The sequence below is a fragment of the Arthrobacter sp. 01T425 genome (genome assembly GCF_056398725.1).
In genome coordinates this window covers 103848-118079 of the sequence record NZ_JBFTPY010000003.1, presented here as the reverse complement: position 1 = coordinate 118079, position 14232 = coordinate 103848, and the positions used below count along the sequence as shown (strand labels likewise).

Annotated in this window: 14 protein-coding genes and 1 pseudogene; 10 read left to right on the top strand and 5 right to left on the bottom strand. The window is 63.3% G+C overall.

Annotation, left to right across the window (positions count from 1 at the left end; all coding sequences use genetic code 11):
- The first annotated feature begins 4 nt into the window (after nt 1-4).
- Genes AC1DNG_RS05830 through AC1DNG_RS05820 form a run of 3 tightly spaced genes read left to right on the top strand, consistent with a single transcriptional unit; the run spans nt 5 to nt 2905 of the window.
- Nucleotides 5-1300, top strand: a complete 1296-nt coding sequence (locus AC1DNG_RS05830; RefSeq protein WP_476886872.1) for a cytochrome P450 — start codon at nt 5-7, stop codon at nt 1298-1300.
- Between the two features lie 27 nt (nt 1301-1327).
- Entirely contained in the window at nt 1328-1651 is a 324-nt protein-coding gene (locus tag AC1DNG_RS05825) for a 2Fe-2S iron-sulfur cluster-binding protein (RefSeq protein WP_476886871.1), read from the top strand.
- 15 nt (nt 1652-1666) lie between these two features.
- Nucleotides 1667-2905, top strand: coding sequence for an NAD(P)/FAD-dependent oxidoreductase (locus AC1DNG_RS05820; protein ID WP_476886870.1), 1239 nt, complete (start codon nt 1667-1669; stop codon nt 2903-2905).
- 816 nt (nt 2906-3721) lie between these two features.
- Here AC1DNG_RS05820 and AC1DNG_RS05815 read toward each other — a convergent pair.
- The 3 genes and pseudogenes from AC1DNG_RS05815 to AC1DNG_RS05805 form a co-directional block, all read right to left on the bottom strand.
- The gene (locus AC1DNG_RS05815) at nt 3722-3964 is read right to left on the bottom strand and encodes an FAD-binding protein (protein ID WP_476886869.1); all 243 of its coding nucleotides are present in this window, start codon (nt 3962-3964) and stop codon (nt 3722-3724) included.
- Nucleotides 3965-4238: 274 nt separating this feature from the next.
- Nucleotides 4239-4466 (bottom strand): annotated as a pseudogene (locus AC1DNG_RS05810) (alcohol dehydrogenase catalytic domain-containing protein); the annotation flags it as partial.
- Nucleotides 4467-4569: 103 nt separating this feature from the next.
- Nucleotides 4570-5163, bottom strand: coding sequence for a TetR/AcrR family transcriptional regulator (locus tag AC1DNG_RS05805; protein WP_476886868.1), 594 nt, complete (start codon nt 5161-5163; stop codon nt 4570-4572).
- Nucleotides 5164-5267: 104 nt separating this feature from the next.
- On the opposite strand from AC1DNG_RS05805, the gene AC1DNG_RS05800 reads away from it, so the two are divergent.
- The 6 genes from AC1DNG_RS05800 (at nt 5268) to AC1DNG_RS05775 (ending at nt 10750) form a co-directional block, all read left to right on the top strand.
- Nucleotides 5268-5657: an MmcQ/YjbR family DNA-binding protein gene (locus tag AC1DNG_RS05800; protein ID WP_441403799.1), complete on the top strand. Its 390-nt coding sequence runs from the start codon at nt 5268-5270 to the stop codon at nt 5655-5657.
- On the top strand, nt 5654-6013 hold the full coding sequence (locus tag AC1DNG_RS05795) for an MmcQ/YjbR family DNA-binding protein (protein WP_476886867.1): 360 nt from the start codon (nt 5654-5656) through the stop codon (nt 6011-6013). Before AC1DNG_RS05800 ends, AC1DNG_RS05795 begins: the two co-directional genes overlap by 4 nt.
- Nucleotides 6010-7332: a replication-associated recombination protein A gene (locus AC1DNG_RS05790; protein WP_476886866.1), complete on the top strand. Its 1323-nt coding sequence runs from the start codon at nt 6010-6012 to the stop codon at nt 7330-7332. Before AC1DNG_RS05795 ends, AC1DNG_RS05790 begins: the two co-directional genes overlap by 4 nt.
- A gap of 23 nt (nt 7333-7355) precedes the next feature.
- Complete coding sequence (locus AC1DNG_RS05785) at nt 7356-8771, top strand: carboxylesterase family protein (protein WP_476886865.1); 1416 nt, start codon at nt 7356-7358, stop codon at nt 8769-8771.
- Between the two features lie 209 nt (nt 8772-8980).
- Entirely contained in the window at nt 8981-9193 is a 213-nt protein-coding gene (locus tag AC1DNG_RS05780; protein ID WP_476886864.1) for a hypothetical protein, read from the top strand.
- A gap of 1107 nt (nt 9194-10300) precedes the next feature.
- Nucleotides 10301-10750, top strand: coding sequence for a cupin domain-containing protein (locus AC1DNG_RS05775; RefSeq protein WP_476886863.1), 450 nt, complete (start codon nt 10301-10303; stop codon nt 10748-10750).
- A 67-nt stretch (nt 10751-10817) separates the two neighbouring features.
- On the opposite strand, the gene AC1DNG_RS05770 is transcribed toward AC1DNG_RS05775, so the two are convergent.
- Complete coding sequence (locus AC1DNG_RS05770) at nt 10818-12014, bottom strand: acyl-CoA dehydrogenase family protein (RefSeq protein ID WP_476886862.1); 1197 nt, start codon at nt 12012-12014, stop codon at nt 10818-10820.
- 3 nt (nt 12015-12017) lie between these two features.
- On the bottom strand, nt 12018-12512 hold the full coding sequence (locus AC1DNG_RS05765; protein WP_476886861.1) for a MaoC/PaaZ C-terminal domain-containing protein: 495 nt from the start codon (nt 12510-12512) through the stop codon (nt 12018-12020).
- Nucleotides 12513-12645: 133 nt separating this feature from the next.
- Here AC1DNG_RS05765 and AC1DNG_RS05760 point away from each other — a divergent pair, with 133 nt between their 5' ends.
- Nucleotides 12646-14229: an acyl-CoA carboxylase subunit beta gene (locus AC1DNG_RS05760; RefSeq protein WP_476886860.1), complete on the top strand. Its 1584-nt coding sequence runs from the start codon at nt 12646-12648 to the stop codon at nt 14227-14229.
- Nucleotides 14230-14232: the final 3 nt, after the last annotated feature.

Sequence of the window (14232 nt, the reverse complement as noted above, 5' to 3'; positions counted from 1 at the left end):
AACAATGACGACACAAGCCGCACAGTGCCCCTACCACGGGAACTCGGAGACCCGAAGCGATGACGCGGCCTCGGTGCCCGGCAGCAGCGATCAAGCTCGCACCACCGCTTCGCAGGACGCCGCCGACTACCCCGTGGCTGACTGGGTTGACGTGGCTGAACTTGCATCGAATCCCTACCCGACCTATGCCCGGCTGCGGGCAGAGTCGCCGGTCGCCTGGGTTCCGCAGCTTAACAAGTTCCTCGTCACCAACTACGCCGGCTGCCACACGGTGGAACAGGATCAGGAAATCTTCAGCGCCAACGTTTCCGGCGCAACGATGACCCGGGCCATCGGTGCCCAGCCGATGCTGCGCAAGGATGATCCGGAGCATTCAGTAGACCGGGCACCGGTGAATCCTGTTCTTCGTCCCAAGTCCATCAAGGAAGTCTGGGGCCCGGTTTTTGAGCGCAACGCCGAAACCTACCTTGAGAATGTCGCCGAGCTTGGCCCAGAGGAGGCGGACCTGAACAGGGACTATGCCGCCCCTGTGGCCTCGCAGAACCTCATCGACCTGCTGGGGCTGAAGGATGTATCAGTGGAGCAGGTCCGCCGCTGGTCCCACGACTTCATCGCGGGCATGGGCAACGTCCTGGAGGATCAGTCGATCTGGGACCGGTGTGACGCTTCGACCGCGGAGGCCGATGCTTTACTCAGGGAACTGATCCCCTACTACCGGCAGAATCCGGATGCCTCGATGGTGTCCGCGTTCGCAAACAGCGGGCTGCCAACATCCAACGTTGCAGCGAATGTCAAGCTGACCATCTCCGGCGGAATGAACGAGCCCCAACACATGGTCACCAACATGGTCTGGGCCCTCAGCAACCACGACGAACAGCGGGCGCAGGTCCTCGCCGACCCCTCGTTGTGGGCGTCGGTGTTTGACGAGGTCGTCAGGTGGCAATCACCGATCGGCATGTACCCGCGCCAAACGACCCGGGAAACCGTCCTGGAAGGGGTCCGGATCCCCGCCGGCGCCGGGATAGGCGTTGTCGTTGCATCCGCCAACCACGACGCCGCCCACTTCGGCGCCTCTGCAGCAGACTTTGATATCCATCGGCCAAAGCGCCCCCACCTCGCTTTCGGCAGCGGCGTCCACCTCTGCGCCGGGCACTGGGCCGCAAAGACCTCCATCGGTCAGATTGCCGCACCGATGGCCTACAAGCGCTTCCCAGGGCTTCGTGTAGACGAACGGCGGAATGAAAGCTGGGACGGCTGGGTCTTCCGCGGCCTGACCAGCCTTCCCGTCACCTGGAACTAAGAGCACCCCCGAATACAAGGAGCAACGATGCCCACCGTCACCTACACCCAGCCAAACGGCACCCAGCAAACCCTCCAGGTCGAGGAAGGCACAACACTGATGCGCGCCGCCGTCAGCAACGGCATTGACGGCATCATCGGCGAATGCGGAGGGCAGGCCATGTGCGCCACATGCCACGTCTACGTGCGGCCGCAATATACACAGGCGCTGCCCGAGATCAGTGACGACGAAGACGAAATGCTCGACTGCGCCACCGCGGAGCGGATGGACAGCTCACGGCTGGGCTGCCAGATCAAAATCGACGCAGAACTGTCAGGGATTGTCGTCGACATCCCTGCCGGCCAACTCTAGAAGCAGGGCAATGACATGAGCGTTGTCATCATTGGCGGCGGACAGGCCGGCCTACAGGTCGCCGATACGTTGAGGACCGAGGGGTACGGGGGCGAGATCCATGTGATCGCCGAGGAATCCGGACTGCCCTACCAGCGCCCGCCGCTGTCCAAGGACTACCTGGCCCCGGGCCAGGAGCCGGCTCCCTTGCCGCTGCGCGGCGCTTCCTTTTTCGTGGACAAGAACATCACACTCCATGAAGGCGCCCAGGCACTCGCCATCGACCGGGCGGAACGGAAGGTCAAGCTCACCGAAGGTTCACTCGACTACGACCACCTCGTCTTCGCGACCGGTGCCCGAAACAGGATGCTGAACTGCCCGGGCGCATCCCTGTCCGGCATCCATGGACTGAAAACCCTGACAGATGCAGAAGCGCTGCACACGGCGCTGCCCACCGCCCGCAATATCGTCATCATCGGTGCCGGATTCATCGGACTGGAATTCGCCGCCGCCGCCCTGGCCCACGGATGCGAGGTGACCGTACTGGAATTCGCGCCTCGCCCGATGGGACGTGCACTGACCCCCGTCATGGGTGAGTGGTTCGCAGCCGCCCACCGTTCACAAGGCGTCGACCTGCGCCTCGGCGAAGGCATTGACCGCTTCGAGCCCGGCGCGGATGGCCGCGTCGGAGCCGCAGTGTCCACCACAGGGGCTTCCTATCCTGCTGATCTGGTCCTCGTGGGCATCGGCGTTGAGCCCAACGACACCCTGGCCTCGGACGCCGGCCTCGAAACCAGCAACGGCATCGTTGTCGATGAAACGCTGCGCACAGCGGACCCTGCCGTTCTGGCGATCGGCGACTGCGCCAGTTTCCCCAGCGCACACGCCCAGATCCGTCTGCGTCTGGAGTCGGTCCAGAATGCCACCGATCAGGCCCGTCATGCCGCACGCACGGTCCTAGGGGCTAACCACCCGTACACGGAGCTGCCTTGGTTCTGGTCCACACAGGGCCCATACCGGCTGCAGATGGCAGGGCTCACACGACCCGATGACGACACGCTGGTCCTGGGTGATCAGGCGGCAGCTAAGTTCTCCGTCCTCTGCTTCAGGGACGGCGTCCTCACGGCTGTGGAATCGGTCAACGCGCCCGCGGACCATATGGCCGCCCGCAAACTACTCGCCGCCGGCACGGGCATCACCCGCGACCAGGCAGAAACCGAGGGGTTCACCCTGAAGGCTGTCGCAAGCACCCCGTTAGTCCCAGTAGTCGCCTGACAGGGATTACCTGTCTCCGCCCCCGACAAATCCCCCGTGATCATGGTGATCATCCCGATTTCAAGGGAGACGAATTTTGTCAGCACAAAGAAGTGCCGTATCCCTGCGTGCCGGGATACGGTGTGCAGGCTAAGGGCGCTGGAAGCGATGAAATTGGGGTGTGTACATTGTGCACATTTTGGGCTTCGCATCGGGGCGTATGTGGGTCGGATCGGGCCGGATTCCGCATGTTACCGGGAGTTCCCAGTGTTTGTGGGGGAGGGAATGCAGTTCGAGTCCCACCTCGGGCACAGCATATTCCCTCGTCAGAGGGGGTTTTTGCTTTAACGTGCGGACATTGCCCTGGTTGGGTCCCTCTGGCGCTGTTCGTGGCTGGTGCCTGACCGCCGCGGTGGCCTGTTCGGTTGTGTGGGTGGCGGGTTCAGGGCTCTGGCTGGTGGGCCCTCCGTCTGCTGGGATGTGGGGTCATTCGGGTCTCCTTTCAAGGTTGCTGCGGTGGCCTGGTTGGTCCAGTACCTATTCATGGCCGGGGGTTGTTGTGATGACATGACCTGCGGGAATTCTTTCCAGATTCTTGGCCTCGATTCGCTGATTCCTGGGGCCTCGGGAGGAACTGATGGCTGTTTGTCAGTCCAAGGGTGGCATGTACATTGTCCGCACCGGAGTGTGTGTCCTGCCGTTGCTTCTTTGGGACTCCCTCTTTGCATACTTCTGCTGACACCAGTTCATGCGGCCGCGAGTTCTGTGTGGTGTGACTTTCAGGTTCCTGGGCGAAGGCCAACTGACGTCGGGGGACAAAGCCGAGGGACGGGATGCTCACTGTCCTCCCGTCCCTGCGCCGTCAGCCGGGTTGGCCTGCCTTGTGGCGGGCACCGCGGAGACCGAACACGGCGGCGGGTCCGATGGCGAGCCCGGGCCGGGGTACGTCCGCCCCATGACCGAGGCGGAGTTGTTGCCCGCCGAGTAGAGCCCCTCGATGACGGTGCCGTCCTCGCGTAACGCACTGGCCTCGGTGTCGGTGACGACGCCGCCCTTGGTGCCGAGGTCTCCGATCACCACTTGGAACGCGGTGAATGGGCCCTTTTCGAGCGGACCGAGGCAGGGGTTGGGTGGACCGTCGGGTCGCCGTAGTGGCGGTGGCGATGACGGTGGCGCCGAGTTGGTGCGCGGTGGCGATCGCTATCAGTCCGACAGTGGAGGTCCCGCCGTGGACGAGGACGCTCTGCCCCGGTCGCAGTTGCAGTGCGGTGGTGAGTGCGCCGTGCGCGGTCTGCACCATCTCGGGCAGGGCTCCGACGATGTCCCACGGCAGGGAGGTCTCGAAGGGGATCACGTTCACAGCATCGACCACAGTGTATTCGGCATAGCTGCCATCGATGGAGCGGCCGAGGCCGCCCATCATCGTTGCGGCCTTCTGCCCCGGTTCGAGATCGACACCGTCCCCGACAGCGTCGATCACACCGACCGCTTCTATGCCGAGGATGCGGGGGAAGGTGAAGTCGGCGTCGGATTCGCCTTCGCGGCTGGTGGCCTCGGACTCGTTGATCCCGAACGCCATCACCCGGATACGGACTCACCCGGGTCGAACCTCGGGGATCGGCACGTCGCTGATGGTGAGGCCGTCGATGTCGACGGGGCCGGTGAGTCGAATCGCACGCATCGTGTCAGGCATGGTTCTGCTCCTTCTTATGGAATGGGTGATCGGCGGCGGGAAGTGCGACGAGAGCTTCGTAGGCCTGACGAACGGTCTCTTCATCGAGTGCACTGTCCGGGTGCAAGACGCGGTGACTCCACCAGCCCCACAGCAGGGCATTGACGGCAAGGGCTGTGCGATCCGGGAGTACGCGGTGAAGCATTGCGAGTGACTCCGCCTCGACAGCGCGAAGGACATCTTCCACCTTCTGGTTGCGGGCCCCGTAGTGGCGTATCTCCTCGTAGAGGCGGATGTCGAGCAGGCTCGGGCTCGTTTCACCGATAGTCGCCGCGACGAGCGCCTCGACGACGTCTGCGCTGGTGCGCGCGGACCGCAGTGGTGCTGCGTAACGGGGTTCGAGTTCGCTGCGGGTCGTGTCGAGGGCGCTCACGATGAGGCCCTCGAGGCTGGGGAAATAGTAGGTCATCGAGCCCAACGGCACCCCGGCGTGCGAGGCGATACGCCGATACGACACCGCTTGGATTCCGTCGGCCCTGATCACCTCGAGCGTCGCCTGCAGAATGCGGGACCTTCGTCCCGGGTCGTTCGGTTTACCCTTCCTCACGTGCTCCCCTTCACTGTAGAAAAAAGTATGTACGGCTGTACACACACTAGGATACGCTTGTTCCAGCCAGTCATGTTCATAGCAGTAATTTCAGGAGGGGCACCTTGGACGGTGACACGATCCAGCAGCACGCCCGCGACCGCGTTGAGGAGCTGCCAGGGGCTGAACTTGAGTACCCTTTCGGGCCCGACTGGGAGGTATTCAAAGTCCGCGGCAAGGTCTTCATGCTGATGACAGACACCACCGGGGAACCGATCGTCATCGTCAAGGCCGACCCGGAAGACAGCAAATCACTTCGCGAGAACCACAAGGACATTACGCCGGGTTACCACATGCACAAGAAACACTGGATCACCTTGAATCCAGGCGGAAACCTGCAAAAGGCTCTCGTCGAAGACCTCGTCACCGAGTCTTACCTGCTGGTGGTCGAGAATCTTCCTCGCGCCAAGCGCCCCGTCGATCCCGAGATCTTCGGCGACCGGAGGGGTCTGTGACACTTTCGGGCGAGCAGTTACAGCAGCATGCCCGCGATACCGCGGCATCTCTCCATTACGTCACCAACGGACGCCCGTTCACCGCGCACCTGGAAGTGTGGAAGGTGCATGAGAAGGTTTTCCTCATCGTCACTGACGATGATCCGAGGATGCAGATCATCACCGTGAAGGCCGATCCCCTCCACGGGGACGCGCTCCGCCGTGACTTCGACACGATCACCAGTGGTCGCTACTTTAACAAGCAACATTGGATCACTATCGGAGCCGGCGACGGGATCACCACTGAGCTGATCGGAGAGTTGGTGCACGATTCCTATGACCTCGCTGGCGACCTCTACCGGAAGCGGCTGTCGTGAGTGAGACGCCGTCGTTATTCGAGATAGACGACTCCTCGCGGCCTTTGGCTGACCGGCTCCGTCCGCGCAACCTGCAGGAGGTCGTCGGGCAAGACCATGTCCTTGGTGCGGACGCGCCTATCGGGCGAATGGTCAACTCGCAGCGGCTGATTTCGATGGTCTTATGGGGGCCGCCCGGATGCGGCAAGACCACGATCGCCAGGCTCCTCGCCGAGCAGACCAACCTCGCCTTCGAACCGCTCTCGGCCACCTTCTCCGGAGTCGCCGACCTCCGCCGGGTCTTCCAGACCGCGCAGCGCCGGCGAGAGCTCGGGCAAGGAACCTTGCTGTTCGTTGACGAGATCCACCGCTTCAACCGCGCGCAACAAGACTCTTTTCTCCCCTACGTGGAGGATGGCACCATCGTGCTCGTCGGGGCCACCACCGAGAACCCCAGTTTCGAACTCAACGGTGCGTTGTTGTCCCGCTGCCAGGTGTTCGTCCTGAAGCGCCTCGACGACACTGCCCTCAGCGCACTCGTCACCCGGGCGGAGCAGTTGCTCGGCGGGCGCCTGCCGCTTGATGACGATGCGCGCCACGCGTTGATCGCGATGGCTGACGGGGATGGTCGGTACCTGCTGAACATGATCGAACAGGTGCAGGCCCTCCCTGCGCCGATCGACCCGGCCGTGCTCGCCGCCGCGGTACAGAAGCGGGCACCGCTCTACGACAAGTCGCAAGAAGGCCATTACAACCTCATCTCCGCGCTCCACAAATCCATGCGGGGCTCTGACCCCGACGCCGCCCTGTATTGGCTGGCGCGGATGCTTGACGGTGGAGAAGATCCCTTGTTCATCGCGCGCCGGATGACCCGGTTCGCGAACGAAGACATCGGCCTCGCCGATCCGAACGCCGTGCAGCAGGCCCTCGCCGCATGGGATGTCTACGAACGCCTCGGCTCACCCGAAGGCGAACTCGCGATCGCACAGGCCGTGCTCTACCTCGCCACCGCACCCAAATCGATCGGCGTCTACCGCGGGTTCAACAAGGCGTCGGCTGCCGCGAGACGCACCGGATCGCTGATGCCGCCTGCACACATCCTCAACGCCCCGACCCGACTCATGAAAGACCTCGGCTACGGCAAGGGCTACGAATACGACCCCGACACTGAGACCGGGTTCTCCGGCGCAAACTACTTCCCCGATGGCCTGACCCGGGAGACGTTCTACGAACCCACCACGCTCGGGTACGAGCGAGCCATCACCGAACGGTTACGCCACTGGGCACAGCTGCGCAACGACCAACCCGGTGCCGCGACGACACCGCCCGAAGACAACTGACCACCGCTCGAAAGGCTCAGCACATGTCCAAATCACACCCCATCCGCTCCTGGCTCGGCGTCCCCTTCGCCACCGCAGAACGCTTCCACAGCCCCGTCTTGCTGCCCTTCAACCCTGACGCTCCCTACGAGCAGAAGGGACCCGCACCCCTTCAGGCAGGCGCCCCCACATGGCTCGAGGCCGACAACGGATTCAGCGAAGACTGCCTCAACCTCAACGTGTGGGCACCCGAAGACGCCGCCGACGAACCGCTCCCCGTCATCGTCTACATCTACGGCGGCGGATTCGAGATGGGAGCGAACACCCAGACCACCTCAAACGCCTCCGGCCTCGCCGCAACCGGCCGTGCCGTCGGCGTCTCGCTGAACTACCGACTCGGCCCCTTCGGCTGGCTCTCCCTCTCCCACTACGGCGGAGCACTCGAAGACGCCACGAACCTCGCCATCCAGGACATCATCACCGCCCTCCAGTGGGTGAGAGAGAACATCGCCCGCTTCGGCGGCGACCCGAACAATGTCACCGTCACCGGTCACAGCGCCGGCGCCTACTCGGCGACCGCGCTCCTCGCAGCCCCCGCAGCAGACGGCCTTTACCACCACATCGCAGCATTCTCCGGTGGAGCATCCCGCATCGTCCCAGCCTGGTGGGCAGAAGAACTCGCCCTCGCGTTCCTCACCGAACTCGGAATCCAGGACGACCCCGAACAGATCCTCACCCTCGACGCCCAGCAACTCGCTGACACCTTTATCAAGGTGAGCCCGCGCGAGTTCGGGCAGCGGCAAAGCATTGACAACACCACAACCAGCATCGTCGACGACCATACCCAGCCCGGCAGCGTCCTCACCGCACACCCCATGCGTGCCATCGAGGCCGGGAGGCGCACCGATATCGACATCATCTTCAGCAGCACCACACACGAAGTCGACTGGTACGTCATCAACGACCCCGGGTTCGATCCCGGCAGCGTCGACAACATCGTCGACGTGTTCGCGTCGAAAGGCCGCATCCCACGCAGTCGCGCCCGTGCCATCGTCGCTGAATACGACACCGACGGACGCACCCCCGCTCAGGTGCGCGGGGCGCTGTACACCGACTACTCGTTCACCCTGCCAGCCAACCGGGCGGCACTCGCACACGCAGCAGCCGGCGGCACCGCATACCGACTCAGCATCGGTTCGGCCGAAGGCGCCCACGCGGTGCACGGCACCGAGATGTACGGCATCGTCGGACAACAACGCCCAGACCAAAGCGCAGAGCAAGCAACCCGCGACACTTTCGTCCGCGACACCCTCCTCACCCTCGCCGAAGGCAACACCCACTCAGTGTGGGACGCCGTCACCACCCAACCGACTACCCGCGGTATCGGTGATCAGCCGACCGATCCAACCACCCATGCTCTGAACGTGCTGCACATCTTCGAGGGGATCGAACGGACGTAAGCACCACCTTCGGGTAGGTGCCAGGACATTCAAGGCGAGCAGCTCGTGGCGGTATCCGAGGACGTGCTCGAGGCTTCCTCAAGCCCTCATCATCTAACGGTCACGACACCGATCGATCACAGAACACCGCCACAGAGCGATCAATTCCACAGTTGCGGGTCTCCGTTCGCCGACGTAGCCTCGGCCAGGTGAACGGTGAAGGAAAGCCCATGTCGGCGTCGAACGGCCCAGCGAAGAGAAGCAGGGGCGCGGCTTTCCTGCCGATCGGGATCGTTTTCGTTGCCGTTGCGATCGCAATGATATTTCTGGGAACCACGGCCTGGATTGCGTTCTTCACTATGGGCATCACGTTCCTCATCCTCGGGATGCAGAAGCCCGCAGCCAACGATGAGCGTCCACCCAGCGAGTCTTCACGAGGCTGACAGCGACCGCATCATCGCGCTGAATACTTTTGTGTCCCTGTTTCTGGGGAAAGGGACGGGGTCAGGCGGCCCGTGAACGCCGCCTCGGACCGCAGGCTCCCGGCACATAGGAAAGCCCCTCGACGGAGGGGCTTTCGCGGATGAAACAGTGGGTTGGTGGTGTTGGTCAGCGGTGATGTGCGCCCCCTTCCCGGACTTCGTGTCCGTCTGCCTGCCTGCATTCGATACCGAAAGACTTTAATAGCTGATCCGCGGATCGTCCAGCCGCAGTGCGGCGTGTCTTCCCGCACGCGGGATCGCCGCCCAGCTTCGGGGCCTCCCGGGCAGGAGTTCTTCGCTCAGGTGGTTCAGCAGAGGCCAGTGCCTGCCGAACGGTTCTTCGGGAGACCCGGTACTCCCGGGCAAGGCAGCGGATGGATAAGCCCTTAACCCTGGCATCCCGGCGGATCCTCGCGAATAGCTCCACTCTCGACTCCATCACTGCCTTCCACCGTTGGGAAAAACTCTGATGGAATCAACCGTGGGGTGGGCTCAACTGAAACTGCGATTCATCAACCGGCGAGCCGCGAAGTGGGCCCAACTCAGACTGCAAAACCGGTCCCCACTCAGACTGCCAGAATCACGGGGCCTTCGCTCGTCGCCGTTCATGCTGTGGTTGAGCAGTCAGGCTTGTCCATATCCGGATGTGCGGTCAGCGACGTGACTGCCTGAGTGTGCTCTTCTGTCCAGTTCATCCTCGATCTCTCTGGCGCGTCATCAACGGGGATGGGCGGGCGTGATGGGTCGGAAGCAAGGCGACGGTCGTCGTCGTCGGGATGCTCGGCGTCGGACGCGGTCGGTGAATGCCAAAGGGTCTGGGTCGAGGGGCGACGGTGAGACTGCCCTGGATCTGGCTCTCAGCTGCCTTCCGGGTTAAGGCTGGGGTTTCGGGCTCGGGCAACGGCTCCGGTGCCGATGTCGGGTCAATCCATCAGTCACGAACAGGACTTTGGATTATACGAACGAGCGTACGTCTTGACGATTCGCGGTCCAGCGGACATACTGAAGTCGGGCCCCGGCTGCAATGACGAACCGGCGGCAACTTACCAACCTTGGAAGGGATCTGCCATGACTGAAGTGGCCATTGATATCAACCGCAACGTGGACCTGTTCCGGGTGAACCGCGCCGAGGAACTGGCGGCCGCGCCGGGTCAGACGCTGAATGCCCGACGCATTTCCGGCGTCAGCAAGGAAAACAGCCCGGTTGAGCGGCTCTGGTTCGGCAAGGTCTTCACCGGTCCCGGCGAGATCTCGGATGCCCACCACCACGGGGAGGCCAACACGGGAGGCTACGTGCTCAAGGGCCGCGGCTTCATCCGCTATGGCGAGGGCTACAGCCAGATCGTCTACCTCGAAGAAGGAGACTTCGTTTTCGTGCCGCCGTTTATGCCGCACATCGAAGGCAACGCCAGCAAGACCGAGGAACTGGTCTGGATGACCACGCGCACGCCGGACAACATCGTCGTTAACCTCCATGACCAGGACGTTGTGGACCTCGAAATCGACTACCGTTCCTGAGTATTCTCCGAACCAAGCAAATGGTGGCTGCCGGAAGGCAGCCACCATTTGCTGTTCCCCGCATCTTCTAGAATGACCGCGGCAGTCCCAGATGCTTTTCGCCGATGTAGTTACGGGTCATCTCGTCCGTAAGTGGCGCGAACGTGTACAGCCGTGCATCGCGGAAGTAGCGCTGCATGGGAAGCCCGCGGAAGAAGCCCCAGCCGGCCATGACCCGCATGCCCACGTCGGTGGTGGTTGTGGCCGCATCGGAAGCGGCGAGCTTGGCCATGGCGGACCAGGTCTCGTTGGTGCCCTGGCCGGCGTCGGAAGCTTCGGCCGCCTGGCGCAGGAGGAGCCTGGCGGATTCAATTTTTACGCTGGCGTCCACCAGGTTGTGCTGGAGCCCCTGGAAGGAACCCACCGCGCGGCCGAAAGCCTGCCGCTGCCGGGCCCAGCCGACGGCGGTTTCCATAGCTCCGCGGGCGATGCCCAGGGCAACGGCGGCGCCGTTGAGGCGCTCCCCGTTGAGTGTATCCAGGACCTGCCGGAAACCCCTGTCCAGTTCACCCAGGACGTTCGCGGCCGGGACCCGCACGTCCTCGAGGTAGATGTCGCATTGCGCCAGCCCGCGGATGCCCACGGTGTCAATGACTTCGGTGCGGATGCCCGGGGTGGAGCGGGGGACCAGGAACATGGTGATGCCGTCGATGGCCGAGCGGGTGGTCTCGCTGGTGCGGGCCAGGAGGATCAGGTAGTCAGCGTCCATGGCGCCGCCGATCCACTTCTTTTGGCCGGAGATCGAGTAGCTGCCATCTTCCAAGCGTGTGGCGCGCGTCTTCATGGCGCGGGCTACGTCGGTGCCGCCGTCGGGCTCGCTCAGTGCGAAGGACATCTTCGCCGCCCCGCGGTGCAGCGGGACCAGGAACTCTTCCTGCTGGGCCTGGTTGCCGTAGCTATGGAGGAGCTGTACGCCCATGTACTGCACGACCATGCTTACCGCTACGGATGTTGGCCCGGCGCCGAGTTCCTCGAGTACCACGGCCTGCGCCTGGTGCTTGGGTCCGTGGCCGTGGAGTTCGCCGTCGAGCTTGATGAGGCCGGCGGCGCCAATCTCGCGGTAAAGCTCGACGTCGTACTCTTCGGCTTCGTCGAATTTGTTGAGCCGCTCCGGTGTGACGTGCTCGGCGAGCATGGCGCGGACGCGTTGCCGCAACGCTGCGAATTCCTCGGGCTCGGTGATTTCGGCCGGCGGTGCCGGGCGGAAATTGTCCTGGATTGTCATGGCCTACTTCCTTTTCATGATGAAGCTGCTGCTGAACGTCATGACGGTGGAACCGTCCTGTTTCAGTACTGAGTAGTTGATTTTCCAGATGCCCTGGTCAGGCTTCTTAGTCTCGCGCGCCATGGCTACGGTGGCCTCGACGTGGATGGTGTCTCCGATGAACACCGGGGCGAGGGCGCGGACCTCATCCAGGCCCAGCCATGCGACAACGTTGCTGAAATAACCTGTCTGGGTCATCAGGCCCAGGCCCAGGGACATGGTCAGCGGCCCGTGGGCGATGCGCTGTCCGAACGGCGTCGTTGCCGCATAGGTTTCATCCAGGTGCAGGGAGACAACGTCGCCGGTGAGGCCCGCCCACTGGACCAGGTGTGCATCCGTGATGGTCATGCCTGCCGTGCGGACCATGTCGCCCGCCGCAAGGTCTTCCCAATAGTGGTCAGGCCGGCCCTTGGGCTGCGGCAGCGTGGTGCCGGCCAGTTGGGGATCAATGCTGTGCATGTCTCTCTCCTGTTCGGGTAATGGAAGTGGATGCCTTGGGGGAATCGTAAGTTCATCTGCCATAAGACTAGACTAGCGAACGCTTGTTCGTATACTAATAGAGGATACCAACTCTAATTTCTGGAGGCTCAACATGAGTGAAGCTACGATCGTCGCCCCCGCGCCGGTGTCGGACATCGAAGTCCCGGCAGCAACCGTGCACGAACAACTGACCGAGAAGCTCGCTTCGGCCCGCCTCGGTGGTTCAGAGAAGAACCGCAAGAAGATCACCGAATCAGGAAAGCTCCTCGTCCGGGAGCGCCTTGCAATCCTGTTTGACGACGAAAACTACATCGAGGACGGGCTCCTGGCCCGGTACGAGGAAGGCCTGCCCGGTGACGCCGTCGTCATCGCGTTCGGCCGCGTTGACGGACGCGAAGTGTGCGTCATCGCCAACGATTACTCGGTCAAGGCCGGCACCTGGGGCAACCGCACGTTCGAAAAGATCACCCAGGCGCAGAAAAACGCGGATGCTGCCGGCATCCCCATCGTTTACCTCTTCGACTCCGCCGGTGCGCGCATCGACGAGCAGTTCGAGAGCTTCGCCGGCCGCCACGCCTGGGGAAACATCTTCTACAACCAGGTCCAGATTTCCGGCCGCGTGCCCCAGGTTTGTGCGCTCTTTGGCCCGTCACCTGCCGGTTCGGCCTATGTTCCGGCACTTTGCGATATGACCATCATGGTCCGCGGGCACGCTACCGCCTACCTGGGCTCACCCCGCCTGGCCGAAATGGTCACCGGCGAGAAGGTGACGCTGGAGGAAATGGGCGGGGCTGAGATGCACTGCACGGTCTCCGGCCTGGGTGACGTTCTGGTGGAAAGCGACGAGGAAGCCCTCAACGCAATCCGCGTCTGGCTGTCGTTCCTGCCCGCGAACTGGGAAACCCCCGCGCCGCTGGCCCCCGCCATCGAGCCGCGCCCCGGACGCTCTCTGCAGGAGATCGTTCCGCTGCGCGAGGCCGAGGTCTTCGACATGGAGGAATTCGTGGAATCCCTCGTGGACGAAGGATCCTGGTTCCCGTACAAGGAACTGTTCGCTCCCGAGATGCTGACCGGTTTCGCCCGCATCAACGGCCGGCCAGTGGGGCTGGTGGGCAACCAGCCCAGGCACATGGGCGGTTCCATTTTCCCCGATTCCTCGGACAAGGCTGCCCGCTTCATCTGGATCTGCAATGCCTACAACATCCCCATCGTCTTCCTGGTGGACATCGCGGGATACATGATCGGGTCTGCCGTGGAGCGCCAGGGCATCATCCGGCACGGCGCCAAGATGATTTTCGCCGTCTCTGAATGCCGGGTTCCGCGGATCACGGTCCTGGTCCGCAAGGCCTACGGCGGAGGCTACCTGGCCATGTCCGGTGCCCCCATGAACCCGGACGCCGTCATCGCGCTGCCCACGGCCCGTCCCGCCCTGATGGGTCCGGACGCGGCAGTCAACGGCATCTACTACAACCAGATCCACGAGATCGAGGATCCGGCCGAGCGCAAGGAGTTCATCCTGGCCAAGCAGGCCGAGTACGCGGAAGGCATCGACGTCTTCAAGATCGCCAACGCGAACGCTGTGGAAGCCGTAGTCCCCGCCAACGAGCTGCGCGCGGACCTGACCAGACGGCTGGGCCTGTACTCCAAGCGCAAGATGGTCCCCGTGGAGCGGCGCCAGGCCGTCACCCCGGCCTAGGGC

Coding starts and splice junctions, on each gene's coding strand:
- AC1DNG_RS05830 (WP_476886872.1), top strand. CDS start 5: ATGACGACACAAGCCGCACAGTGCCCCTACCACGGGAACTCGGAGACC.
- AC1DNG_RS05825 (WP_476886871.1), top strand. CDS start 1,328: ATGCCCACCGTCACCTACACCCAGCCAAACGGCACCCAGCAAACCCTC.
- AC1DNG_RS05820 (WP_476886870.1), top strand. CDS start 1,667: ATGAGCGTTGTCATCATTGGCGGCGGACAGGCCGGCCTACAGGTCGCC.
- AC1DNG_RS05785 (WP_476886865.1), top strand. CDS start 7,356: ATGTCCAAATCACACCCCATCCGCTCCTGGCTCGGCGTCCCCTTCGCC.
- AC1DNG_RS05780 (WP_476886864.1), top strand. CDS start 8,981: ATGTCGGCGTCGAACGGCCCAGCGAAGAGAAGCAGGGGCGCGGCTTTC.
- AC1DNG_RS05775 (WP_476886863.1), top strand. CDS start 10,301: ATGACTGAAGTGGCCATTGATATCAACCGCAACGTGGACCTGTTCCGG.
- AC1DNG_RS05770 (WP_476886862.1), bottom strand. CDS start 12,014: ATGACAATCCAGGACAATTTCCGCCCGGCACCGCCGGCCGAAATCACC.
- AC1DNG_RS05765 (WP_476886861.1), bottom strand. CDS start 12,512: ATGCACAGCATTGATCCCCAACTGGCCGGCACCACGCTGCCGCAGCCC.
- AC1DNG_RS05760 (WP_476886860.1), top strand. CDS start 12,646: ATGAGTGAAGCTACGATCGTCGCCCCCGCGCCGGTGTCGGACATCGAA.